The following is a 25,052-nucleotide window of genomic DNA, read 5'->3' on the forward strand; positions in this document are numbered from 1 at the left end:
TGATGGTTCCATTTCTAAAACTAAACTTTCGGGACAAATAATTTCGGGGCTGCCTTGACTAAGAGACCTAGGACGACCCCTACATAAACGATATTGATAATGACCGATGATCCATTAAAGATCAAGGAATACAGATACGGACTTTGTCCTGGCGGTGCGTACATTCCCCAGACAAAGACCCCAGCCCAATAATGCCAAAACCAACGGCTGATCACCGCCACGATGCCCCCTAAGACGACATACCACGTAACGGTTTTGCTGTTTTGACGGATCGCTTGCTGGATTTTATTAGCAAACAAGCCGCCCATCCCGCCAAAAGCAAAGGCAAAGGGGTATTCAAAGATAATCTGTGGAACGGTGATAAAGTTACGCATGGCGCTACCAATCAAAATATTCAGCAAGCCCCACATAAATCCAGCCGTCATTCCCGGCAGCACTCCGCGACGATACGAATACAAGACCAAGGGCACGAGACCTAGAGACAAGTCGATACTGGAATTGGCTGTCTGGATCGGGATATACGACAAGACGACCCCAATTGCAGCGATCATCGTTCCTTCCGTCCAGACCTGCAGCGACATTTTTCGTTTCAAAAAAAACTCCTCCTTTAGAATCATCACAATTCACAAAGGAGAAGTGTTGGACACTTCAACTCGTCACAATTCCTACGTTCGCATGATCGAAACAGGTACGAAGGGTTTAGAGTACTCTCATTCTCAGCCTTTGCAGACTCCCCTTTGTGATTAGATTCTATTTTATTTTTTGCTTGCATTTCGCAAGTCACTTTCAAGAATACCATAAATTGGTGAAAAGAAACATGACTGCGATCGTTTTTTCTAAAAACATCCTGAAACTCCTCAGAAAAAAACAGCCAATGAGGGGCTAAAGACCGACCATTGGCTGTTGTTCTCATGCTTATGAGACACGATTAAATTGATAATTTTGATTCAAACAGTGGACTGACTGGTTTGTTCTCATGGATTCGTTTGATCGCTTCGCCCATCAAGGCACCGACACTGATCTCATCGATTTTTTTCGACTTGCGGTCTTCTGGCAAGTGAATCGAATCTGTCACAACTAGATGCTCAATGGCAGAATCTTCGATCCGTTCCAAGGCAGGTCCTGACAAAACAGGGTGGGTACATGAGGCGTAAACACTTTTAGCACCTGCTTGTTTCAACGCATTCGCAGCCAATGTGATGGTACCAGCAGTATCGATCATATCGTCGATCAAGACACAAGTTTTGCCCTCAACATGACCAATGATATTCATGACTTCTGCTACGTTGGCTTTCGGACGACGTTTGTCGATGATCGCGATTGGTGACTTAAGAAACTCAGCTAATTTACGGGCACGAGTCACGCCCCCGTGGTCTGGTGAAACGACGACGACGTCATCGCCTTGAATGCCTCTTTCCAAGAAGTAGTTGGCGATCAATGGTGCACCCATCAAGTGGTCAACTGGGATATCAAAGAACCCTTGAATCTGTGAGGCATGCAAATCCAGTGTAACCATGCGGTTCGCACCGGCTTTTTCGATCATGTTTGCTACAAGTTTTGCGGTGATTGGTTCTCTTGATCGCGCTTTGCGGTCTTGTCTTGCATAACCATAATAAGGCATTACTACATTGATCGTCTTCGCACTGGCGCGCTTCAAAGCATCGATCATGATCAGCAATTCCATTAAGTTATCGTTTACAGGGCTGCTGGTTGATTGAATCACGTAGACGTGGGCACCACGAATACTTTCTTCAATATTCACTTGGATTTCACCATCGCTAAATTGTTTGACTGAACACTTACCTAATTCAACACCTACTGCAGCTGCGATTTTTTCCGCCAAAGGACGATTTGAGTTCAGAGAAAAAATCTTCAATCTTGGATCAAAATAATGATTTGACATGAGAACCTCCACTTTCTTTGCGTTCATCTAGAAAAAAATGACTCCTTTTACTAGAATCTTCTTCCTAATAAATAGTAGTCATTTTTCCTTAAGAAATCAAGTCATTTCGCTATTTCTAATTTAGATAAGGCAACTTTTTCGCGTAATCCGCTTTATTTTCCTGACGGGCGCGGGCAATCGCCATACTGTGTTTAGGAATATCTTTGGTGATCGTTGAGCCAGCAGCGATCATCGTTTCCTCTTCAATGGTCAATGGTGCAACTAGATTGGAGCCAGAGCCGATAAAGCAATTGTCGCCGACAGTCGTTTTGAATTTGCTCTTGCCGTCATAATTAACAAAGACTACGCCGCAACCGACATTGATGTTTTTGCCTAAGGTCGCATCGCCAACATAAGACAAGTGTCCGACTTTGGTGCCTTCACCAATCGTCGCATTTTTGACCTCCACAAAGTTCCCGATATGGGCATGGGCCAAAATTTCCGCATGGGGACGAAGATGGGCATTGGGACCGACATCGGCGCCATCATGAATGATGCTCTCCTCGATCGTCGATGCCTTGATCGTCACTTGGTTGCCGATCTTGCTGTCTTCTATTTCAGAAGCTGCCGTAATGACACAGTCTTCTCCGATCGTCGTCCTCCCTTTGATGGTGACACCGGCTTCGATCAGAGTATCTGAGCCGATCACAACACCTTCGTCGATATAAGTCGTTGCCGGATCGATCAAGGTCACACCATTTTGCATGTGCTGACGATTGATCCGCTGACGCATCAAGCGATTGGCTTCGGCTAAGGCGATGCGGTCATTGACTCCTAATGATTCATGAAAATCTTCGGTTTGATAAGCAGCGATGATTTTGCCGTCTTCCTTTAAGATCTCGATGATATCAGTCAAGTAGTACTCCCCTTGGGCATTGTCCGTATCTAATTTTGCCAAGGCGTCAAATAACAATTCATTGTCGAAGCAATACGTCCCTGTATTGATTTCTTGGATCAGCGCTTCTTCGATCGACGCATCTTTTTGCTCAACGATTTTCTCCACGATACCGACACGATCCCGCACGATTCGGCCATAGCCTGTTGGGTCTGCCGCTTGCGCCGTTAAGATCGTCGCCGACGCATTTTTCCCTTGGTGGTAATCGAACAAGTTATTCAAGGTTTCCGTCGTCAATAACGGTGTATCCCCACTGATCACTAAGGTCGTCCCTTTTTTGCCTTTTAAAAATGATTCGGCTTGAACGACAGCATGGCCAGTACCCAATTGTTCGGCTTGTAAGGCATAGTTGGTGCGATCCCCCAGTTGCTCTTTGACCATTTCTGCCCCGTGACCGACGATCGTCACGATCTCTTCAGGATTTGTTTCCACCACTCGATTCAGGATGTGCTCCACCATTGGTTTGCCACAAACAGGATGTAACACTTTATATAACTTCGATTTCATGCGCGTGCCTTTTCCAGCCGCTAAAATTATTGCAAAACGTGCGTCCACGTATTCCACTCCTATCAATCTGAACGATTTTTGTTCATTGAATTTCCTATAAACAGTTTAGCCCAAGTACTTGTAAATTTCAACGATTTAAGGAATCCCCACCTAGACCAATCAAAAAAGACTGGCGGCCGCCGTTTAAAAAACAGCTGCTTGCGCCAGTCTAAGAGCCACAAAAATCAGGCTTTTTTCTCAAAGTAATTTCCCGGTACTACCGAGATCGTTTTGGTCTGGGTATCGACATCTTCAACATACAGCAGAGAACTGTAATCGCTGATGGCCCGCTTGCCTTTGAATTTCGTTTCGGCAAAAACCGTAATACCGACTAATTCGGCCTCAAATTCTTCAATCAAGCTCTTCATCCCATTGACCGTGCCGCCGCCTTTCATAAAGTCATCGACCACCAATACTCTAGAGCCGCGCTTTAAGCTGCGCTTGGATAATTCCATTTTTTCGATGCGCTCTGAAGAACCAGAGACATAATTGACACTCACGGTCGAGCCTTCAGTGATCTTGGAATCACGACGAACGATCACGAAGGGAACATTCAAGTAGTAAGAGACTGCTTGAGCGATCGGCACTCCTTTAGTAGCAACGGTCATCACCGCATCGATTTGTTCGCCTAAATATTTGGAAGCGATGATGCGGCCGACTTGACGCAGCAATTCCGGTTCGCCCAATAAGTCAGATAGATAGACATAGCCGCCAGGCAGCAAACGGTCTTGCTCAGACAAGCGTTCTGCCAGCCCTTCGACGTACGCATACGCTTCTTCTTCAGAAATTTCAGGCACAAAAAAAACACCGCCAGCAGCGCCTGGCACGGTATCAAGAATGCCTGTTCCTCGTTCTTTAAAGGTCTTTTTGATAATAGATAAATCTTCGCTAATCGATGATTTTGCAGAGGCATATCGTTTAGAAAAGAAGGACAATGAAATCAATTCATGGGGATGATTCAACAAGTAATGTGTCATATCGATCAGTCGTTCACTTCGACGTATTTTCACACCGGACAACTCCTTTAGTTTATTCGCCTTATTATAAGGCTTTTTCGGGATAAATGCGAGCATTATCTAAAATATTGCTTATATTGTTCGGTTTTGATTAGAGTTTAAAAAAAAGAAACGAAAATTCTTCGTTTCTTTTTCATAAAGCCCTTTATTTTAGGCGTTGTTTTCGTTGCACGAGGATCACGATGCGTTTGATCAAATTGATCACTAAGAAAAGAGCGATAAAAACCAGCGTGATCGTCGCTCCCGGTGGTGTGTCCAAATAAAAGGAACTGGTCAAACCAGACATCATCCCAATCATGCCGATCACGACACTGATCAAAATCACGGCATTGAAGCTCTTGCCTAAACGCATACTGATGGCAGCTGGTAAAACCATGATCGCAGAGATCAACAATGCACCCGCAATCGGGATCATCATGGCGATTGCCACCCCCGTCAAGACATTAAAGAGCATCGACATCACTCGCACAGGCAAGCCATCGACATGAGCGGTATCTTCATCAAAGGTCAAAATGTACATGGGCCGTTTGAATAAGAAGAATAAAGCAAAAACGACTAAAAACAAAAAGCCTAAGATCCAGACTTGTTCTTGTGTGATCGTAACGATCGACCCAAACAAATACGATTGGATACTCGTTGCGGAGTTCCCCCCGCTAAGGTTCATCAAGACGAGGGCTAACGCTAAGCCGCCAGACATCAAAATGGCGATCGAGATCTCTGAATAACTGCGGTACAGTGATCGCAAGTATTCCAAAATGATTGCGGCAATGACTACGATCAATAGCGTCGTCAAACTCGGATTTAGATTTAGAAAGAAGCCCAGTGCCACCCCTGCTAAAGAGACATGGGACAGCGTATCAGCCATCAATGACTGTCGCCGAATCACTAGAAAAACCCCCAGCATCGGTGCGATACCAGCAATAAAAATCGCCGCAAGAAAAGCTCTTCTCATGAATTCATATGAAAGCAACGCCATGGTGAATCCTCCTTCCGCACTAAACGGATCTGACGGTCCGCGTATTCTTTGATATCTTCGTGATCATGGGTGATCATCAAAATCGACTTGCCGTGGTCATGAGCATTGTGCCGTAGCAGTTCATAAAACAGATTGCGAGATTGTTCATCCATCCCCGTAGTCGGTTCATCTAAAATAAATAAATCAGGGTCCGTGGCAAAGACCCGTGCCAAGCTGATCCGCTGCTTTTGGCCACCGGACAACTCGCCGATCCGTTTATGACGCACGTCCCACATCCCGACGGCATCTAATGCACGGCGGACATGTTCATGGTCTCGTTTCGTCAAGCGCTTGAACCAGCGATCTCTTGGGTAGCGGCCCGATTGGACCAATTCCAAAACGGTGCTGGGGAACCCGACGTTAAAGGAAGCAATCTGCTGAGGAATGTAGCCGATGCTTAATTTTTCACCAGCAGCATTTTTGGTCGCCAAGGTGACTGCTCCTTTAGAAGGTTTCAACAAACCAAGGGTTGCTTTGATCAAAGTAGATTTTGCCGCCCCATTTTCGCCAGTCAAAATCACGAATTCGCCGTCTTCGACAAAGTAGGAAATGTCTTCCAAGACGGGCTCATCATCATAATAAAAGGTCAAATCTTTTACATCGATATAACGCACGCAGGCGCCTCCTTAGTGAATACTTTTTTGTAATGCTGCCAAATTGTCTTCCATTACAGACAGGTATGTTTCGCCGTTATCCATCTGCTCTTGCGTCAAGCTTTCTAATGGATTCAAGACCGCCAGCTCCACTCCTGTTTCAGACGCTAAGGTCTCAGCCACCTTCGATGACGCGTTTTCTTCAAAATAGATAACTTTGACTTGTTTTTCTTCTACATATTCTTTCAGCTCAGCCAACCGACTTGGTGTTGGTTCTTGATCGGGTGAAATGCCCGAAATCGATTCTTCGACTAAATCATACTGCCGTGCCAAATAGCCAAAGGCTGCGTGCTGCGTAACGAAGGTTCGTTGGGTCGCATCCTTTAACGCCGCTTGGTAGGCTTCATCTAAAGCAGAAAGCTTTTCGATATAGGCAGCTGCATTTTCCGTGAAAGTTGCCTTTTGCTCAGGAAACTTCGCAATCAAGTCATCGCGGATCGTTTCTACTTCTTGGATCGCTAAGACTGGGTCGGTCCAAACATGAGGATCGTACGTATGATCATGGCCTTCATGGCTGTCTTCGCTTTCGTGATCATGCGCGTCATGATCTTCCTCCTCTGTGCCTTCCACCAACTGAATGTTTTTGGCCGCTTCGATCACGGCTGTTTGCTCAGGATCGACGGAATCCGTCAAACTAGCGACCCAAGTTTCTAGCTCAGGACTATTGTAGACAAAGGCATCTGCATCCATGATTTTGGTCATATCTTTGGCACTTGGCTCATAGTCATGGGGTTCGGTTCCTGCAGGGATCAACAAGGAGACCTCTGCTGCGTCGCCTACGACTTCTTTCGTAAATTCGTACATTGGATAAAACGTCGTGACGATCGACAGCTTCTCGGTGTCACTCGATTGGCTTGTCGCTTCTTGCTGCCCACAAGCGCCAAGAAGCACGCCCCCTAAAAGGAGTGCTGTAGTAAGTAAGATTTTTTTCATCGGGATTTCCCCTTCCATTTGCTGGCTCTTCTTTTTATTTTAAAACGGAACAACTCCGTTTTGTTAGCAAAAGTTACTCTATCAAATGATTTCCGGTTCGTCAAGACAAATCGTACGTTTTACGATTTAAAACTTTTATTTCGAGATAAATCGGAAAACATAGGAGAAAACGTTCATTTGAAGCGGATTCTTCTCTCAGGAACTTAGCCATATTTTACACCATTCGCCATGCGCCCCTGCTGTACCAGCTTGAAAAATTAGAGAGTATGTAGGATAATAACCTAAAAGCACTTGGAGGAAACGAAGATGAACGAATTTGTAACTGTGCCGCCAACTGTAAACAACAGCGACTTGTTGACTCGAATCGTCTTACCAGAAGATCCTGCATCGCAGCAAACCGAAGAAATCCGCAAAACGATCGACAAACCATTGTATGAAGAAGACAAAAAGAAAAAATCCGCAAAGAAGCAGCACCAAAAAGAATAGCCTTTGCTTTACGTAAAGAATCAGACCCCGCCGCCTTATTTTCGTCGGGGACTTTTTTTGTAGGGCAGCTTCTAGATGCTTCCTTCCCCACTTCAGCTGCCTTTTTCTTTACTATTGAAATAGAAGGCATACAAAAAAACACAGGCGAATTCAGCCTGTGTCCTTGACTCATTCATTTCAATGTACGTACAAGATAAACCTCATCGCAGAATCCTTTTAAGGCATTATAGACCCGCTGTGCCCGCGAATATTTTTGACAAAGAGCAAAGACAGTCGGTCCGCTGCCGGTCATCAAGGCAACATCTGCGCCGTATTTCATCATGCGATCTTTGATCTGTTGGACGATCGGATACTTCGGGATCGTGATGGCTTCTAGGCTATTGCCCATGGCAGCGATCATTGCTGGATAATCTTCGGCTAAGACGGCGGCCGACAATGCCGCGATATCTGGATGGTGCAGTTGGTCTAGCTCAACTTCTTGAAAGATTTTCCCCGTTGAAACACTCAAACGAGGTTTAACCAAGATGACCCAACATTGCGGCATCGGCCGCAGCGGCGTCACCAGCTCCCCTTTTCCTGAAATGTGGGAAGTGGTCCCATAAAGACAATAGGGAACATCGGTGCCGACTTCCATACCAATATCGATCAGCTCTGCCATGGAAAGGTCTAAATGCCAGAGGCGAACCATCCCCCGCAGCGCTGCCGCACAATCCGTACTGCCCCCACCTAACCCAGCTGCCACCGGGATATTCTTGGTGATGCGGATACGGATGCCTTTTTTTATGCCGTAGCGTTTTTTTAAGATACTGGCGGCTTGATAGACATTATTGCGTTTGTCGATCGGCAAAAAGGCTTTGTTGGTTTCTATAATGATCTTATCTTCTGCTATCTCTTCCATTATCAGACGGTCGGCTAGATCAACACTAGACATCACCATTTCCAACTCATGGTAGCCGTCTGTTCTTTTCTCTAACACATCGAGACCGAGGTTGATCTTAGCTGGCGCTTTTTCAATAATCTCCATCTTCATTCATCCAATCATCTGATAGTTATTTAGTTCTATCATAGCAGATTCTTATAAGATAGTTGAGTGATTTCTCTTGTTTTTATGATTGTTGCCATTTTGGTTGCCCTTTGGCTTGGTTCCTCGTAAAATAGAAGTACCAACTCAATAGATAAAAGAAAGCGGGGGAACCACATGGCAAATTTGATTCCAAGAGATTTCGCAGGCGGCGAAGAACTATTAGGCAAATTAATGAACAGTTTTTGGCAAGAACGGCAAATGAATACGGACATTAAAGAGTACGAAGACAAGTATCTCGTTCAAGCAGATTTACCCGGCATCAAGAAAGAAAACATCCGCGTCAGTTACGTCAACAACACGCTGACGATTTCAGCGGCTCAAACAGAGACCACGGAAACCGAGGAGGATTTCGGACATTATTTGCGCAAAGAACGCTCTAGCAGTGCCTATCAACGGACCTTCACCATCACAGACATTGATGACGAGTCCATTAAAGCAGTGTTTGAAGACGGCGTTTTGACCCTGACGTTACCAAAAGCCAGCTACAAAGATGCACCCGCAAAAAATATCCCGATCGAATAACCGAGATACCAAAAAGGCAGTCCCTTCAGAGAACGCTCTGGGGGAACTGCCTTTTCTTATTTGCGTGCTTGTCGTCGATACGCCTGTCTTGAGGTCTGTGGTTCTTCTTCAGAAATCTCTTTTTTGACGTACAATTTCAAACTGTATGGTTCATGGTATTTTACATCATTTTTGACAAAATCACCGCCAGTGATAAATAAGCCCACTGGTTCTAAGGGCTGTTTGCCTGTCCATTGGATCGTGCCGACTTTCGTCATCTCCGTGTAGCTAGTACCGATCTGCAATGCGTACTCATTTTCCCCTTGCTGTTTGACAAAATAGTAAGGATACAAGGTGTTTTTCGGGATCGTAAAGCCGTTGGATGACGGTTTGATCGCCAATTCTTCTTGAGCGATCAAGGTCTGCAAATGATTCGCCAATACCAGCTGATAGTCTTCTTCAAAATGGATCACCGCTTTTTCAGTCGTCAAACGATCAATGTCAGTGGTGCTGATGGTTTCTCCTTCAATATTGAAGACTTCGTCTGGTAAAACTTTGACAAAGGCCTGAGTGACATCGAACTTCATATTTTTGTTTAAGAAATAATAGAAGATATTCAGTACCCAGAAGTAGACTAAGACCAAAAAGCCGACCGTATAAAGGATCGCTTGAAAATAGTTTTGGTTCGCAAACATCCCGTAGACGATCCGCAAAATATACGCCGTTGGAATGATACTGAGGATGGTATAGGCACGGTTCAAGTATTTAGGACTGATATCGAGATAGCCCAAAAATTTATGGATGCCGTTGATTAAATCTAAAATAAGCGTCATTTTCTCACCTACTCATTTCCTTGATTCTCATCCATGATCCCTTGTGGATCTGGCGTGGTCTCTTCACTTGAAGAAGGTGTTTCCTGATTGTTTTCCGATGGTGCTGGTGAAACATTGGCATCGCTTGATGGCGTCGTTTCTGCAGGCACCGAAGAAGACGGAGTCGTTGCTGGTGTTGTTGGTTCACTGCTGGATGACGGTGTTGTCTGCTGATCATCGTTCGTCGGTTGTGAGTCCGTGCTAGCAGGTGTCTGATTTTGACTGTCTTCTGTCATCGAAGAGGGTGTGCTTTCACTTGGTGCTTGTTCGGTCGTTTCCGTCGTCTCTGTTGTTTCCGTCGCACGACTTGGTTGCCGGTAGCTGCCTGAATTCACCACGCCGGTAGCAGTGGCAATGATCGTTGATATCGTTAAAAGTGCAATTGGTTTTAAAATAGGCGGGACTTTTCGCATGATTCTCATCCTTTTCTTACCCGATGTTGCCCATTGGCATCCTCGGTTCCTTCAGCCTCTTCTTACCTTTATAATCGTTTCTGACAAAAGGGTCAAGATTCCAGAGGCTTCTGTCGCAGGATTTAAAAAAAACTAAACATGTAACTGTTTTCACAAAAAAACAACGACGGCAGTTGCCGCCGCTACACAAGGTATTCATAAAACTTTTCAAAGGTCAGGTGCAACGTGCCATGGTAATCCCGTAAAAGGGTAGGCAAAGCGATCACTTCTTCATGTTGGATCGGGGCATCGATTTGGATCACCGCTTCTTCCTCATCCAGATAATAAGAACTAAACAGTTCATCATCAGCAACTTCTTCTAGCTGATTGGTCAGCTCCTCATAAAACTTTTCTACGATCGGTTCTGCCAACTCATCAAAGACTGGCTGCAAGGCTGCTTCTACAGCTGGAAACGGCTGCGCGAGTAATTGCTGTCCGCTGAGGGAATGGCGGGTATTCTCATAGGTCAAATAAAGCAGGTCGAAATAATCCTCTTCTTCCCCGATCGCTTCTAGCGTCAAAAGGGCTTTTTCTACCAATGAAACCAAGGCCGAGGATACCTCTTGATGCATCACTGCATCAACTTTTTCAAATAATTGCTGTTTCTCGATGACAAATGATTCTTCCATAAAAGTGAATTCCGCTTTTTCAAAGCAAAGGGGGGTATCAGAGATAAATAGTTGGATCGTTGCCATGGCGTTGCCTTCTTTCTTTTTCAAGCTGCGGACAAACAGATGATTTGTCAACAGCGAAAATCTTCGTTAGCATAAATAATAGCAGGTGAACAAATTGTTCATCAAGTAATAAGGAGGAGATCGAATGAGTAAAGTTGCTGTTATTGTCACTGATCTAGTTGAAGATGTTGAGTTGACGTCACCAAAAGAAGCACTGGAAGCGGCTGGACACGAAGTAGTCGTTATTAGTAATGAAGGCGCCGAGACCGTCGAAGGCAAACAAGGTGGAACATTTACCGTCGATGCGACCATTGATACGATCGATCCTGCAAGTTTTGATGCTTTGTTGATCCCAGGCGGTTTCTCCCCTGACCAATTACGGACCGATGAGCGCTATGTGTCATTGACGAAAGACTTTTTGACATCTGATCGTCCCGTCTTTGCCATTTGCCACGGCCCACAACTGTTTATCCAAACAGGACTGACAAAAGATTTGACCTTGACGGCTTATGATTCTGTGCGACCAGATTTAGCCTACGCAGGTGCCACCGTCAAAGATGAGCCCGTCGTGATCGACGAAACCTATCGGTTGATCACCAGCCGAAACCCAGATGATATAGATGCCTTCAATCAAGCCATTACCGAGGCATTGAACTAACCACGAATAAGACTTGGTTTCTTAGAGAAAAAAAGCCGCCAGTTGCAGCGTTCGATCCTTCGTATCGATCGAGCTGCAGCTGAGTGGTTTTTTCTTGCGTAGCTTTTCAGTTTTCAGTGAATGGCTCTTTCCCCGTTACTCGTCAGAGGGCAGCTCAAAACCATCGAAAGTCTCGCCATCATAGTAGCGCAATAACTCTTCCGTCGATAATAAGGAAGACGTCATTTCTTCCTGTGTCTCATTGGCCTCTCGAAGTTGGGCAAGGTAAGCCGCATAGGCTTCTGCCAACTGCCGATAAACAGCTTGCCGCGAAGTTCCTTCTGCTTGGATCGTCGGCAATTCACGGATAAAGGCCCGATAGACGGGGCGGTTTTCCTGCCATTCGATCGGCAACTCAATTACTTGAAGCTGGGCTTCTTCAAACCATCGTTCCATCGCTCTCCCTCATTTCTTTTCTTATTATCGTCAAGTTAGTAGCAAAGGTCAATCGGTGAGCAAAAAAACACAGAACAAGCGTTGAAAGAAATTAACACATCCGCAAAAGCTCGCTTGTTGGGCTCGCTTTTACGGATGCGGCAATTTATCTGCTTGTTCTGTGTGTTACTCGTTTTTATGCGGCAACATACGCATATTTTTCAATGTTTTGTCGGATCGTTTCAATCATGTCTTCATCTTGTAAGCCAGTGATTTCCGCAATGACTTCCGGTAGTGATTTTTCATCCAAAAGTGCTTGCAATTGTTGGCTTTGCTCATCTTCAGGGTCTTTGTAGTTGAAGATCATGCCAATCGTTTCATAGAGATGATCTGGCTGCATGTTGCGTTTTTCTAACTCAAGGACTGGTCGGATAAAGCGTTCTTCGGTCCCTAATTTGCGGACAGGTGTCCGTGCCACCCGAGTGATAGCATCGGAAATGTGCTTGTTTTTAAAGCGTTGGATGATTTTTTCGATATACCGTTCATGTTCTTCGGGATCAAATGCCCACTTCTCAATTAAAAGCCGCCCAGTTTCTTCTAGAACGGATTTTAATTGAATTACCACTAAATGGTCCTGCATCGCTTCATCGATCGTCTGATAGCCTTGGAGGGCGCCTGTGTACGCTACCGTAGCATGACCCGTATTGACACTGAATAATTTCCGTTCAATATACGGTTCTAGGTCCGCCACATAATGGACCCCTTGCAGATGGATCGAGGATTTCATCCCTGACTCTTGGATCACCCATTCACAAAAAGGTTCTACTTGAACGAATAAGGGATCTTCATGGTGTTGCAACGGTACGATGCGGTCCACCGCTGCATCTGGAAAACCAACCGTCGCTTCCAACGCTGACCAATCCGCAACGTATTTTTGCACTTCGCTTTTTAAAAAGGTCGATCCGCCGATCATGTTCTCACAGGCGATCACATCAATGGCTGGCTTGTCTGGGTGTTGCTGACGTGCTTCTAAGCCTTTGGCGATCAGCTCAGCGATATGCGGCAAAATGTTGGGACCAATGGCGGTCGTAAGGATGTCTGCCTCAGCGATCGCTTGGATCACCGCTTCTGGTTCTTTGGCATTGTTCAATCCCGTCACATGCTCGATGTGGATCTGTTCTTGGGTCTCATCGGCTAATTCGATGGTATACCCTTGTCTTGCTTTTAAGGCGTCAATGATCGTTTCATTGACATCAATAAATGTGATTTCAAAGTTGTTGGCAGCCAATATCTCGCCGATAAAGCCGCGACCAATATTACCTGCACCAAAGTGAACTGCCTTCATGTCTTGTCTCCTCCTTAAATCCTTATGCTACGGTCAAACTTTGGGCGATTTCTTCTTTATCTAAGGCATCCGCCAATTCGACAACGTTATCGATATCGCTGCAAAAGAGGGCGATTTGTTGGACCAATTGCAGGTGATCTTCCCCTTTGCCCGCGATGCCGAAAAGGACGGTGACGATTTTTTCTTCGTCCGCGGTACCGAAATTCACGCCATCAGGTACTTGCACGATACAGATACCTGATTTTTTGACGTATTTTTTGGCTTCATCCGTGCCGTGAGGAATCGCAATAAAGTTCCCCATGTAGACTGAGAGCATCTCGTCACGCTCAAGCATGGCATCGACATATTCTTTTTCCACACAGCCTGCCGCCAGCAATTTTTCGCCGCAGTAACGAATGGCTTCTTCTTTGGTCGCAAATTGTTTGTTCAATTCAATCATGTCTTTTTCTAATACTTGCATTCGGCTCATCCTTTCTTAATTTGCTGCTTTGATCGATGCTACGATCCGTTGATAGTTCGTCGTTCCCATCAAATTATTGACAGATAGGTGGATCGCTTCTGGCGCTGACGTTTGCGCTTGCGGCGTTAGGGCTTCTTTTGTGATCACCAGTGAAGAGGCGTTGGCATGGAGATCATTGATATGGCTTTTTCTGATCGGCATCGTCAGAGCTTCTTTGGCTAAAAGATCTTGGAAAACTTTCTGAGCCATCGTTGCCGAACCTTTGCGATCATCGTGGGCCAAAATGATTTCACTGACTTGCTTAAGGTCATTGGCGGAAGGAACATCTGCCTGGTTGCCTGCTTCAGACTTTTTTGCTGTCTCCCCCGCTGTCTTAGTCCCTGACAATGTGGCTACGATTTCATCGTACCGTGGAGAGTTCAGGAAATTTTCAACCGCGACGAAGGTCGCATTTGGCGCTTTTTGTTTGGCACGTTCTTGCAATTCTTCTTGAGTGACGATCAGCGTATTGGCATCATCCGTTAAATTATTGATGGCGGAATTAGAAACATTTTGTGGAAGACCCGCTTCTTTGACTTTTTTACGTAAGATCGATGCCCCCATAGCACTGGAACCCATGCCTGCATCACATGCGAAGATGATACGATTGATGCCAGTCATTGGTTGAGCCGCCAAGCCTTTTGAGCTGAGTTTTGCTGCTTGCGTTTGTTGTACTTTTTCTTCAAAATTATCCACCGTATCCTTCGCATCCGCTTTCAAGATCGCGGCAGCGACGATAAAGGACACGCCTGCTCCTACGGCAATTCCGGCTAAGACAGAAACGACACTCATCACTGAGTTGAATGGCGTCATTGCTAAGATCGCAATGATCGAACCTGGTGAAGCAGGTGCCCGTAAGCCTGCACCTAGTAATTGGAAGGTAAAGCTTCCTGATACACCGCCGGCAATCACTGCTAAGAACATCAATGGTTTCATCATGACGTATGGGAAGTAGATCTCATGGATCCCACCGATAAAGTGAATGATGATCGCTCCAGGTGCCGAAGATTTCGCTGCTCCTTTTCCGAAGAAAGTGAAGGCTAGCAAGACTCCTAAACCAGGTCCAGGATTGGCTTCTAATAAGTAAAGGATCGATTTCCCAAATTCGCTGACTTGCTCAGTACCTAATGGTGTCAAAATTCCATGGTTGATAGCATTGTTTAAGAACAAGATTTTTGCTGGTTCAATAAAGATATTGGCTAATGGAATCAAGTGGGCATTGACGATCACTTCGACCCCTGCTGCCATTGCTTCTGTCAAGGTGTTAACAACTGGCCCGATTGCTACAAAGCCCAGTAATGCTAAAGCAAAACCGATCAAACCTGATGAAAAGTTGTTGACCAACATTTCAAAGCCAGCGCGAACTTTGTCTTGGAAGATCTCGTCAAATTTCTTGATGACCCAACCGCCTAAAGGACCCATGATCATTGCACCCAATAGCATTGGGATATCCGTTCCGACGATGACCCCCATCGTTGCGATCGCCCCAACCACGGCTCCGCGGTCACCAGCAATCACTTTCCCGCCAGTATACCCGATCAAGATTGGGATCAAATACGTTAGCATTGGACCGACCATCGTTGCAAAGGCTTCATTTGGTAAATACCCATCTGGAATAAATAATGCCGTTAATACACCCCATGCAATCAATGCGCCGATATTCGGCATCACCATACTCGACAACGTACTGCCTAATTTTTGAACTTTTGCTTTGACTGATGATTTGGCTGCTTTTTGTGTCTGTTCCATTTTTTTCTCTCCTCTCGTCTGCTTACACCCTTATTGTAGGCGCTTCCCAAAAAGCTCGAAAGTCGTACTTTGGCACAAAAAACTGTGCCAAAACTTGTAGCCAAACGGATAGAACAAAAAAAGGCGAGCAGCCCCTGCACTCGCTTATTTTTGTTATGTTTCACGTGGAGCATTTTTTTGGATTTTGCCAAAACGCAAAAAAAAAACGTGTACTCACTCCTTCTACACAAGGTAGAAAGAGCAAGTACACGGAGGCAGCTCATTCATTTATTTCGTTCGCTGCTCTTGTTGCAAGCCAGCCTGCTGCTGATCGCTTATTCTTCTGCCAGCAAAATCTGTTGGATCTCTTCAACCGATTCGGCATCACTAAGCGCCCGAACATTCTGCATATCAGAACAAAAAAAGGCGATTTCTTGCAAAACAGCTAATTGCTGCTCTTTTAGGACGACTACGAAAAGGATCGTAGCGATTTTGGGCTGCTCCTTCGTGCCGAAGTCAACGCCATCAGGCACTTGGATCAAAAAGAGTCCTTCTTCCTTGATCCATTGCTGGGCTTCTTCTTCCGCATGGGGCAATGCCACAAAGTTGCCGATGTAAACACCTGCTTTTTGATGGCGACGCAAAAGGCTTTTGACATAGGGCAAGGAAACGATCTCCTGGTTGACTAAGTACTCGCCAATTTTTGTCAGAGCCTCTGTGGCATCGGTAAAGTGTTGATCCAACAAAATCCGCTCCTGTGGAATATACATCGCTGATCCCTCCTATTGTTTTACTTCTTCAATCAAGAGCGAAGAGAGCAACTGATAAATAATCGAATCATTGCCCGAATTAAAAATCTCCGTATTTAGATCATTCATAATGATCGAACCACTGATTTTTCCTAACATCTGAGAGCTTGTTTCATTGATAGGATACGGCGCCAGCATGACTAATAAACGGGTGACAGCGATTTCTTTTTTATCCATCGCTAAAAGGGGCAAAGGCTGTTTCAAGTCGAAAATACGAAAAACTGGTTGCAGGATCGCCGAGCTCGCCGCGTGAAACAAGGCAAAGTGAGTGTCAGGAATGCCCACTGGCGCTTGGAAGTAGCGCCGTAAGAGACGATCAACGACTTTCTCACGATCCAAAACAACATGTTCATCAAAAGACGTCAGCACCAGCTGCAACGTTTCTTCCAAGTCCGCTGGGTTATCAATGGCTTGCACTTGAAACAGCGCCAATAGCTGGTTAATGGCTTCGATAAAAGCCAAGACCGCTTCATAGGATTCCTCTTTGACCAAAGCAGAGGGTGCTTTTTTTGCGGAACGTTTTTTCTGACTAATGGCTTGGAAGGCCTTCTTCAACTCTTGAATGTCTTCTTCTAGCAGGATCGGTGAAACGAGTTTGTACTCTCCTTGATACCCTGGCAGCAAGGAAGTCGAGATCACCAAGTCATAGGTCTCCTCGATATTTTCCCGTTTGACATCTCCCACTCGAAAGAAGGTGATTTGATTGATAAAGGGAAAATGTTTCCGCAGCTGCATCTCTAATAAACTGATGGAGGCTAATCCGCTAGGAGAGATCCCTGCAATATTGACTTCTAACACTTTCGGATTTTTTTCCAACGAATTGGCAAAATGCAGGACCATATAGGCGATTTCTTCTTCCGAGAACTGCTGCTGCGGAAAGACCTGTGGCAGATGATTGCGAATCCCGCTGGCGATCTCGACATACTGGTTCATGATTTTTTCTAGGATAGGGTTGTTCAAATGATCTTCTTCTAAAATCGCCCGCGTCATCACTCCTGAGATATGGGTCAGCAGCATTTTATACAAGTTCGTATCTTCATAAAACGCCACTTCCGTTTGCTCACTGACCAATTCGATCAAGCGTTTCACACGATAAGCCAAGTCAGTATCAAAATTGTCATCAAAAAAATCACGATCAAAGGAATTAGCAAAATCACCTAGTAACACGGCAAAAAAGACGATTTCGTTGATGGAATAAAGCAGTTTCGTCTTTTCGGCGATCTGAGCAAAAATCTTTTTCGCCACCTTCAGCAAGTCTTTGTTGATCTGACTTGGGTACGTCTCTTCTTCCACCGTGTAGCCCAAAGCTACCCGATCCATGGCTAGCGCCAGCATCAAGACGATAAACGCCAATTTGCGGTCACTAAGTTCCTTGAACTGCGGCTCGATGGTTTCTCGAATCAGCCGCTGGGCTAGCAATAGATGGTCACGGGACAGAAATTGAAAAATAAACGGGGCTTCATCATCGGTTTCCAGTAAATGGAAAAATTGGTACTCATTGATCTCCATCACTAGTGTATTGGCTGTGATCAACCGCCGATATTTTTCGGAGCCTTCGATCTCATACCCTTGATTGCGCACGATCCTTAACGGCAGCCGTGCGAGACTTTCTTCTAGCTGTTTGATATCTGAAAAAAACGTCGTATTGCTGATTTGGTAGCGATCCAAGAAGAAATGACTAGATACAGGTTTCGTGGCGGTAGTCAGTTGCAGCAAAATACGATGTTGTCGCTCACTAGCCGCGAATTCTTGATCGGTATCTGCCATAATGGCTTCTTGCAATTGGCGAATGCTCGTTTCTGATGCAAAAATTTGGAAATGACCACGACCGACCTTCTCTAAGGTAGCTCCTACTGTTTCCAGCGATTTTTCTAAATTAGCCAGTTCACGGTACACCGTTCGTTTACTGACTTTTAAGACTTGCATCATGCGATCTAAAGAAACTGGACCGGTACTATTCATCAATTCCGTTAATAAAAGTGTTTCACGATTGGTCAAAAACATAGTCGACTCCTTCTGTCAGTAACTGACGATACGCATCTGTCGTCAATAAATCATCCACCACCAGCAAAGGAACATCTGGGATCAGGCACTTTTCTGCAAGTTCTTTCGGGAGGATATAGATTGCCGTAGGGTCAAGAGCTTGTCCTTCATACGCCATTTTTTTGATGGTCAAAGACAGCGCTTGTTGGCGGGCCATTTTGCTTAGTATCTCCACTGCCATCGTTTGTGAACCGCGTTTTTTTCCAGTATACAAAAAGATGATCGTTGAAAATCCTAACGAACTTGCTGCCTCGGTTTGCAGCGATTTTTGCGGATCCTGTTCTCTTCTTTGTAATTCTCGGATCAGCGGGGCATACTCATCAGCCGCCAAAAAATTATCTATCACATAATGCTGTGCGTGTGGTGTCTGCTTTTGGGCAATAGCTGCTAATTCCCGTTGGGTGATCACCAAAAGCGCGGGATCATCGATCACACGATAAATCGATTGATAGCGGACAGGAAACGTTAGCTGGGCTTCTTGTAACTGTTTTTTTAGTATGCTGGCACCAATCGCACTGGACCCCATCCCTGCGTCACAGGCCACGACGATCTCCGTGACTTTCTTCATTTTCGGCATCTTACGCTCCTCATTTTCTGTATTGGACTTCCGTTTTAACAGCACACTAGCGATCGCAAACGATACGACCGTACTGACGATAATCCCAGCTAAGACACCTAGGATCATAGACGGCGGTGTATTGAGTAAAATCGCTAAGATCGAGCCCGGAGACGCAGGCGCTCTTAAGCCTACCCCTAAAAATTGGAAGATCAGCGTGCCACTGAAACCACCAACGATCGGACCGAGCAACACCCAAGGATCGAGCAGAACAAACGGGAAATACACTTCATGAATCCCACCAATAGCCTGCACAAAAACGGATGCTGCGGCATTCGTTCGGTTTCGCTTTGAACCAAAAAAAAGATACGCCGCTAAGACCCCTAATCCTGGACCGGGGTTGGCCTCGATCAAAAATAAAACCGACTGACCATTGAGTGCCGCTGCTTCGATCCCTAGCGGTGTAAATAGACCATGGTTGACAATATTATTAAAAAACAAAACCTTCAATGGTTCTACAATGATATGGATAAAGGGCAAGACGTTTTGCTGAACAAAATAATCAACCAGCTGATAGCTGCCGAGACTGAACCAATTAAAAAGCGGCGCCAATAGGAAGTAACTGCCTAAAAAGAGGAGTCCGCCAAACGCACCTGCAATAAAATTGCGCACCAGCATCTCATAGCCACTTTTGACTTTGCTCACGATCGAATCACTGCGGTACAATAGCCAGCCCGCTAGCGGCCCCAGCAGCATCGCCCCAAAGACCTGGGGAATATCGGTTGCGAGAATAGCCCCTAAGACCGCCACTGCTCCTACGACCCCACCTCGTTCAGGCGCCAACATCTGCCCACCTGTATAGGCGATCATGAGGGGCAGCAGCACAGTCAAGACCCCTTGTTCCATTTGCTGGATCACTTGTTGATCGACTGAGAAAAAAGGCAGCAGGAATGAAATCAGCATCCACGCAATAAAAATACTTAAATTCGGCATCATCATGCGAGAAAGATAATTCGTATAAAACTTAACCGTTATCATTTTTTCTCTGGAAGACGAGGTCTTGTTCATTTTATCCGCTTCCTTTCTCTTCTCTATTATAAGATGTTCTGGCAAGACTGAAAACAAAAAAAGCATACGTTTTTTAAAACAGAAATCAAAAAAAGCTGACGTAAAACGCCAGCTTTTGAAATAGCTTCAATTGATTTAGTTTACGCGTACCGCGAAATCTGGTGAGTAATAAGAGTAACTGCTAACAGAAACATTTTGACCTGGTGTTGGTGCATGAACGTATTGTCCGTTACCCATAGCGATCGCCACGTGGTGTGTGCTTCCGCGGCTACCCCAGAATAACAAGTCACCAGCTTTTGCTTCATTGATCGAGATCACCGTACCAGAAAATTCTTGTGCGTAAGTTACCCGTGGTAATGAGATCCCAACTTTAGCAAATACATATTGTGTAAAGCCAGAACAGTCAAAGCCGTCTGGTGTCGTACCACCCCATACATAAGGAGTACCAATGTATTTCATTGCTTCTGCTACGATTGCTGAACTGTTGACCGTTTGTGCGGGTGCAGGAGTATTGCTTGCACCATTGCCGCTATTGTTCGATCCTTGGTTGTTATTGCTATTGTTATTGTTGGCAGGAGTCGATGGTGTCGTATTTGTTGAACCGCCACCTTGTGATGAATCTCCTTGTGTGTTATTAGTCGTAGAACTAGAATTTGTTGTAGCGCTTGGTGTTGTTGAATTTGATGTTGAAGAGTCACTAGACGCTGCTGCTTCCTGAGTAGCTGCTTCAGCTGCTGCCGCTTCTTGAGCCGCTGCTTCTTGTGCTGCTTGTTCACGAGCTGCTGCCGCCGCCGCTTCTTCTGCAGCGATGCGTGCTTGTTCTGCTTCATATTCTTCTTTTTGTTTTTCTAAATCAGCTTTTTCATCTTCTTTAGATGCTTGTTGAACAGCCAATTCCGCTTGCAAAACATTTAAATCGGCTTGTTTGGCTTGTAGATCCCCTAATTGTGTTTCTAGCTCAAATTGGTTCGCTGCGATTTCTGCCAATTTATCGTCGTTTTCCGCTTTTTTCGCTTCAACTGCTTCTTGGTCTGCCTTTTGTTGATCCACAAGATCTTTGTTAGCATTGACGATCGTCGTCATTGCTTGCACACGGCCAATAGCATCTGTTAAAGAGTCAGCTTCTAATACTGCATCAATAAAGTTCGTGCTTTGACCATTGACTTGAACGTCACGGGCTTGTTTTTGGATCGCTTCTTCACGCTTTTCGATTCTGACTTTCAAATCAGCAATTTCTTGCTTCAACTTTTCAGAATCCGCACGCAAATCACCTTGTTGTTGCAACAAAGTTTGGGCTTTTTCATTGATTGCTGCCACGTCGCTCTCAAGTGCTGCTACTTGTGACTGGATGCTCGCTTGCTGGTTTTGCAAGTCAGAGATCTCTTTATTTTTTTCTTCAATTTTATTGTCAAAATCTGATGCAAAGACAAGTGTCGGTGCTGCTGCAGAAGTAAGAACAATTGAACTTACTAACAATAAAGATAAAATTCGCTTTTTCACTTTCATTCCTCCGGCTGTTGCTTCCCCTAATATGGTTTTTTTATGTATAAATGCTTAAGAATACCTAAAGTCCTTCACGATAGTGTGATTGTAACACAGCCGTATGTCAGAGAGATAAAAGGAATATTACAAAAACATTTCAATCGCTGTTATTTTTATACAGTCAAACGCAAAAAAAATGAAGCTATTCGTCTTTGAATAGCTTCATGAATGGAACGACTAAAAGGATAAACAAAATGATGTTCAATAAAAGCGTTGGTGCTAGAAAGCGGGAAACAAAGAATGACGTGCTAACTGAGGCGATCTTAAATAGCAACTGGACGCCCAGCGTCACAACTTCTAAGCTTGTAACAAAGATGATCATTCCGAAAAACATGGTAAATACATTTTGATAAAGCGTATTTTTCAAAATATACATGATCCACACGATCAAGGGAAACGCCACCGTGTAGATGCCGATCACACCGACATAATACACGTCATAGAGGCAGCCGATCACAAGCGCCGTGGTGATCAAAAAGTTTTTCGGCAAATACTTCGCGCCACATAAAAGGGCGATCAATAAAAGATGCGCACTGGCGATATAATTGTCTTGGGTCCATTTTTCCAAAAAACGCGTCAGTTGTCCATCTGCCAACATCATCAAAAAGAAGACGCCCGCTGCCAGGTATTTGATGTAGTCATGCTTTTTCATGGCTATTCCTCACCTGCCAAGCGTTTGATAATCGTTACTGCTTGAATATCATACATTTGGGCATACGGTTTTACAAACACTTGGGTATCAAGACCAAACTCATCTTTGGTGGTACGGATCACTGTTCCGATCGCTAAGTCGGCAGGCGAGTTTCCGCCTAATCCAGAGGTCTGCACGACATCGCCTTCCTTCAGCTCATTGTCCCCTGTCAACTGGGTAATGACCAAGGAACGTTCTTTTTGATCGTAACTACTTAGAATCCCAAAGTTTGACCCATCTTCGCCGCTGATCCGAACCGGATAGTGGTTAGAATTCTGGTTTTCAGAAGTCAAAAGTTCAATTTTAGAAGAAGCCGCATTGACTTCTACCACACGACCAATCAAGCCTTTTTGCGACATGACCGCCATGTTGACCTCAACGCCGTCTCTTGAGCCTCGATCCACGATCAGCATATCTTGCCAAGTATCAGGTGACCGATTGATGACATTGGCAGAGATCCGTTCATAATTCGTCAAGGTCGCATTCAGCTCTAGCTCTTCTTTCAAGGCATCGATTTCTCTTTGCGCATTGTCCTTCGCTTGTTCCAGTTCATCAAAACTGTCCAATTTCTCTTTTAAACGTTCATTTTCTTCATACGTCACAAACAAGTTTTTGACTGAATTCGCACCATTTTCGATCCAACGAAAAGGCGCCGTAATCACTTTATCGATAAAGCCAACGGAGTCATTGACCGTTGATTGCACAACATTGGTGGAGTTTCCCGCAGCTCTGCGGGCGATCGTCACGCTTAATACGGTGACAACTAAAATCACAATAATCAATGTGATGATAATATTTTTATTAGGATTAAACTTTTTCACAAAGACACCTCAAATAATTCCAAACTGTAGTTCCAATTTTACCATTAATACCCTGCAAACAAAAGCTAAGTTGACCGTCTTAATGTTTTTTTTGTAATTAAGTTTCTGAAATTTTCAACAAAAAAAAGAGACGTTCCGTCTCTTAATCACAACTTTGAATGACTGCTATCATCCCGCTGCTAAAGGAAAAACCTGCTGTTTGTGTCAGAAATTCATTGCTGGCATAAGAAGTTGGGTACGGCACTTGGACGTTTTCTAATAAATACTTGCTACCTGTCAACGTCAAATCTGTTACCGGCGTCAAACAGCAGTACGCCAAATACTGCATCTCGGGTTCTTTTTCCAATTGATAGGTGCCTGGTAAAAAGAACTGAACGACATTTTGACGATCTAAAAAACGCAGATTTGGGGCAAATGGACGAAACCGATCTTCTAAAGGCAGCCATAGATTGGCTAAAAGATGGTCGAGACGTCCTCCTGTTGCACCAATCAAGTCGATTTGCGCTTCTGGATAGCGACGCAACGTCTCCACCAATGCCAACTGGGTATCTGTATCATCTTTTTCAGCAGGCGCTTGGATCACTGTGTTGACTTGTTGTTTGACTGCTTGCAGTTCGCCTGCGGTCAAAGAGTCGAAATCACCGATTGCTAGATCGACTGGCCGTTGGTGCTGAAGCAAAAACAATGCCCCGCGATCAATCCCAATGTATTTGTCATACGTCATCAGCGGTGGCCAATTTTCAGGGCGCCCCCCTGCTGCTAACAAAATCTTCATTTATTGCAAAGCTTCTTTCAAGGCTCTGATTTGTGCTGCAGGTTCATCGGCATCGTAAATATAGCTTCCTGCTACGAAGACATTTGCACCTGCTTCCAGGCAACGTTTGGCTGTCTCAGGAACGATCCCGCCATCTACCTCGATATCATAATGGTAGCCTTTTTCTTCTTTTAAAGCAGCCAGTACCGCAATTTTTTCTAGTGATTCTTCAATAAAGGATTGCCCACCAAACCCTGGATTGACCGTCATGACTAACACTTGATCACACATGGATAAAACATGTTCAATGGCTGATACTGGTGTGCCTGGGTTGATGACGATTTCTGCTTTGACATTTTCTGCCACAATCATTTGGATCGCACGATGGATATGAGGTGTTGCTTCCGCGTGGATCCCAATGATATCTGCCCCAGCTTCTGCGAAGGCATGGATATACTTTTCTGGTTCGGTGATCATTAGGTGAACATCCAACGGCAGTTTGGTAACTGGGCGAATCGCTTTAACGATGTTTGGGCCTAAGGTAATATTAGGGACGAAATGACCGTCCATCACGTCTACGTGAATATAATCTGCGCCATGGCGCTCTACCAGCTCAATGTCTCTTTGAAGATTTGCAAAATCGGCACTTAAAATAGATGGTGCTAGTTTTATCATGCTTTTCCCTCACTTTTTCTTCTTTTTATAAACCGGACGTCGGTTTTCAATCTCTTCTAAAAATTGCACGTAATTCTTATAACGAGTCTCGGCAATCTCATTTGCTGCAACCCCCTGCTTAACTGCACAATCAGGTTCATTAAGGTGCCTACATTCCCTAAAACGACAGTTGGCAGATACCGCTAAAAAGTCAGGAAATAGTTTGGGTAACTCCACCGCTTCGATTTCCAAAAAGTCGATCGAACTAAATCCTGGTGTATCGGCAACCAATCCATCACAAATCGGCAAGAGCTCCACATGACGGGTCGTATGTTTCCCCCGCCCGAGAGATTCTGAGATCACTCCTGTTTCCAATGCCAATTCTGGGACGATCCGATTCA

The 25,052-nt window shown here is 44.9% G+C and carries 27 protein-coding genes and 1 riboswitch (1 of these 28 cut by a window edge); of the genes, 3 read left to right on the top strand and 24 right to left on the bottom strand.

Annotation, left to right across the window (positions count from 1 at the left end; genetic code table 11):
• Window positions 1–20: 20 nt before the first annotated feature.
• From thiT to IGI73_RS15800, 7 genes are all read right to left on the bottom strand, one after another.
• Window positions 21–593 (bottom strand): energy-coupled thiamine transporter ThiT, encoded by a 573-nt coding sequence (gene thiT / locus IGI73_RS15770; protein ID WP_074934241.1) that lies wholly within the window; start codon window positions 591–593, stop codon window positions 21–23.
• 52 nt (window positions 594–645) lie between these two features.
• Window positions 646–747: riboswitch (TPP riboswitch) on the bottom strand.
• 181 nt (window positions 748–928) lie between these two features.
• The gene (locus IGI73_RS15775) at window positions 929–1,903 is read right to left on the bottom strand and encodes a ribose-phosphate diphosphokinase (RefSeq protein WP_005230276.1); all 975 of its coding nucleotides are present in this window, start codon (window positions 1,901–1,903) and stop codon (window positions 929–931) included.
• 115 nt (window positions 1,904–2,018) lie between these two features.
• The gene (gene glmU, locus IGI73_RS15780; RefSeq protein WP_142973478.1) at window positions 2,019–3,392 is read right to left on the bottom strand and encodes a bifunctional UDP-N-acetylglucosamine diphosphorylase/glucosamine-1-phosphate N-acetyltransferase GlmU; all 1,374 of its coding nucleotides are present in this window, start codon (window positions 3,390–3,392) and stop codon (window positions 2,019–2,021) included.
• A gap of 176 nt (window positions 3,393–3,568) precedes the next feature.
• Window positions 3,569–4,393: a pur operon repressor gene (gene purR / locus IGI73_RS15785; RefSeq protein ID WP_005230273.1), complete on the bottom strand. Its 825-nt coding sequence runs from the start codon at window positions 4,391–4,393 to the stop codon at window positions 3,569–3,571.
• 151 nt (window positions 4,394–4,544) lie between these two features.
• A complete protein-coding gene (locus IGI73_RS15790; protein ID WP_034858542.1) occupies window positions 4,545–5,375 on the bottom strand; it encodes a metal ABC transporter permease in 831 nt (276 codons plus the stop codon).
• A complete protein-coding gene (locus tag IGI73_RS15795) occupies window positions 5,348–6,028 on the bottom strand; it encodes a metal ABC transporter ATP-binding protein (RefSeq protein ID WP_005232967.1) in 681 nt (226 codons plus the stop codon). Before IGI73_RS15795 ends, IGI73_RS15790 begins: the two co-directional genes overlap by 28 nt.
• A 12-nt stretch (window positions 6,029–6,040) precedes the next feature.
• A complete protein-coding gene (locus IGI73_RS15800) occupies window positions 6,041–7,000 on the bottom strand; it encodes a metal ABC transporter substrate-binding protein (RefSeq protein WP_034696266.1) in 960 nt (319 codons plus the stop codon).
• 306 nt (window positions 7,001–7,306) lie between these two features.
• On the opposite strand from IGI73_RS15800, the gene IGI73_RS15805 reads away from it, so the two are divergent.
• Window positions 7,307–7,486 (top strand): hypothetical protein, encoded by a 180-nt coding sequence (locus IGI73_RS15805; RefSeq protein ID WP_005230269.1) that lies wholly within the window; start codon window positions 7,307–7,309, stop codon window positions 7,484–7,486.
• Window positions 7,487–7,658: 172 nt separating this feature from the next.
• On the opposite strand, the gene ispE is transcribed toward IGI73_RS15805, so the two are convergent.
• Window positions 7,659–8,510: a 4-(cytidine 5'-diphospho)-2-C-methyl-D-erythritol kinase gene (gene ispE, locus IGI73_RS15810; RefSeq protein WP_074934243.1), complete on the bottom strand. Its 852-nt coding sequence runs from the start codon at window positions 8,508–8,510 to the stop codon at window positions 7,659–7,661.
• A gap of 174 nt (window positions 8,511–8,684) precedes the next feature.
• On the opposite strand from ispE, the gene IGI73_RS15815 reads away from it, so the two are divergent.
• A complete protein-coding gene (locus tag IGI73_RS15815) occupies window positions 8,685–9,092 on the top strand; it encodes an Hsp20/alpha crystallin family protein (RefSeq protein WP_005230267.1) in 408 nt (135 codons plus the stop codon).
• A gap of 56 nt (window positions 9,093–9,148) precedes the next feature.
• On the opposite strand, the gene IGI73_RS15820 is transcribed toward IGI73_RS15815, so the two are convergent.
• The 3 genes from IGI73_RS15820 to IGI73_RS15830 all read right to left on the bottom strand — a co-directional run bounded on the left by IGI73_RS15820 (window position 9,149) and on the right by IGI73_RS15830 (window position 11,090).
• Entirely contained in the window at window positions 9,149–9,904 is a 756-nt protein-coding gene (locus IGI73_RS15820) for a DUF6681 family protein (protein ID WP_060791862.1), read from the bottom strand.
• A gap of 8 nt (window positions 9,905–9,912) precedes the next feature.
• Window positions 9,913–10,356 (bottom strand): hypothetical protein, encoded by a 444-nt coding sequence (locus IGI73_RS15825; RefSeq protein WP_142973477.1) that lies wholly within the window; start codon window positions 10,354–10,356, stop codon window positions 9,913–9,915.
• Between the two features lie 182 nt (window positions 10,357–10,538).
• Window positions 10,539–11,090 (bottom strand): hypothetical protein, encoded by a 552-nt coding sequence (locus tag IGI73_RS15830; RefSeq protein ID WP_208769730.1) that lies wholly within the window; start codon window positions 11,088–11,090, stop codon window positions 10,539–10,541.
• Window positions 11,091–11,214: 124 nt separating this feature from the next.
• Between IGI73_RS15830 and IGI73_RS15835 the strand changes: the two genes are divergently transcribed.
• Window positions 11,215–11,727 carry a type 1 glutamine amidotransferase domain-containing protein gene (locus tag IGI73_RS15835; protein ID WP_142973475.1) on the top strand — a complete coding sequence of 171 codons (513 nt, stop codon included), beginning with the start codon at window positions 11,215–11,217 and terminating at the stop codon, window positions 11,725–11,727.
• Between the two features lie 135 nt (window positions 11,728–11,862).
• Here IGI73_RS15835 and IGI73_RS15840 read toward each other — a convergent pair whose 3' ends face one another.
• From IGI73_RS15840 to rsgA, 13 genes are all read right to left on the bottom strand, one after another.
• On the bottom strand, window positions 11,863–12,162 hold the full coding sequence (locus tag IGI73_RS15840) for a hypothetical protein (protein ID WP_015510628.1): 300 nt from the start codon (window positions 12,160–12,162) through the stop codon (window positions 11,863–11,865).
• A gap of 175 nt (window positions 12,163–12,337) precedes the next feature.
• Entirely contained in the window at window positions 12,338–13,486 is a 1,149-nt protein-coding gene (locus IGI73_RS15845; RefSeq protein ID WP_010748851.1) for a mannitol-1-phosphate 5-dehydrogenase, read from the bottom strand.
• 22 nt (window positions 13,487–13,508) lie between these two features.
• Window positions 13,509–13,946: a PTS sugar transporter subunit IIA gene (locus IGI73_RS15850; RefSeq protein ID WP_015510630.1), complete on the bottom strand. Its 438-nt coding sequence runs from the start codon at window positions 13,944–13,946 to the stop codon at window positions 13,509–13,511.
• 15 nt (window positions 13,947–13,961) lie between these two features.
• On the bottom strand, window positions 13,962–15,734 hold the full coding sequence (locus IGI73_RS15855) for a PTS mannitol transporter subunit IICBA (RefSeq protein ID WP_123834680.1): 1,773 nt from the start codon (window positions 15,732–15,734) through the stop codon (window positions 13,962–13,964).
• A gap of 314 nt (window positions 15,735–16,048) precedes the next feature.
• Window positions 16,049–16,483 (bottom strand): PTS sugar transporter subunit IIA, encoded by a 435-nt coding sequence (locus IGI73_RS15860; RefSeq protein WP_016608323.1) that lies wholly within the window; start codon window positions 16,481–16,483, stop codon window positions 16,049–16,051.
• 12 nt (window positions 16,484–16,495) lie between these two features.
• The gene (locus tag IGI73_RS15865) at window positions 16,496–18,526 is read right to left on the bottom strand and encodes a BglG family transcription antiterminator (protein ID WP_005230244.1); all 2,031 of its coding nucleotides are present in this window, start codon (window positions 18,524–18,526) and stop codon (window positions 16,496–16,498) included.
• The gene (locus IGI73_RS15870) at window positions 18,507–20,255 is read right to left on the bottom strand and encodes a PTS sugar transporter (RefSeq protein ID WP_428207266.1); all 1,749 of its coding nucleotides are present in this window, start codon (window positions 20,253–20,255) and stop codon (window positions 18,507–18,509) included. The genes IGI73_RS15865 and IGI73_RS15870 overlap by 20 nt, the downstream gene beginning before the upstream one ends.
• A gap of 69 nt (window positions 20,256–20,324) precedes the next feature.
• Window positions 20,325–21,689: a C40 family peptidase gene (locus tag IGI73_RS15875; protein ID WP_438759283.1), complete on the bottom strand. Its 1,365-nt coding sequence runs from the start codon at window positions 21,687–21,689 to the stop codon at window positions 20,325–20,327.
• A gap of 184 nt (window positions 21,690–21,873) precedes the next feature.
• Window positions 21,874–22,383 (bottom strand): rod shape-determining protein MreD, encoded by a 510-nt coding sequence (mreD, locus tag IGI73_RS15880; RefSeq protein ID WP_005230239.1) that lies wholly within the window; start codon window positions 22,381–22,383, stop codon window positions 21,874–21,876.
• 2 nt (window positions 22,384–22,385) lie between these two features.
• A complete protein-coding gene (mreC, locus tag IGI73_RS15885; protein ID WP_034869542.1) occupies window positions 22,386–23,243 on the bottom strand; it encodes a rod shape-determining protein MreC in 858 nt (285 codons plus the stop codon).
• Window positions 23,244–23,385: 142 nt separating this feature from the next.
• Window positions 23,386–24,018, bottom strand: a complete 633-nt coding sequence (locus IGI73_RS15890) for a thiamine diphosphokinase (RefSeq protein WP_005230235.1) — start codon at window positions 24,016–24,018, stop codon at window positions 23,386–23,388.
• On the bottom strand, window positions 24,019–24,672 hold the full coding sequence (gene rpe / locus IGI73_RS15895; protein ID WP_015510634.1) for a ribulose-phosphate 3-epimerase: 654 nt from the start codon (window positions 24,670–24,672) through the stop codon (window positions 24,019–24,021).
• Window positions 24,673–24,681: 9 nt separating this feature from the next.
• On the bottom strand, window positions 24,682–25,052 hold the end of the coding sequence (rsgA, locus tag IGI73_RS15900) for a ribosome small subunit-dependent GTPase A (RefSeq protein WP_213357248.1). It continues 514 nt past the right edge of the window; 371 of the gene's 885 nt are visible here — the last part of the coding sequence; its start codon lies beyond the right edge, outside the window — the gene reads right to left on this strand; it ends in the stop codon at window positions 24,682–24,684.

It is taken from the genome of Enterococcus sp. DIV0755f (assembly GCF_051713725.1).
GTDB lineage: Bacteria > Bacillota > Bacilli > Lactobacillales > Enterococcaceae > Enterococcus_D > Enterococcus_D casseliflavus.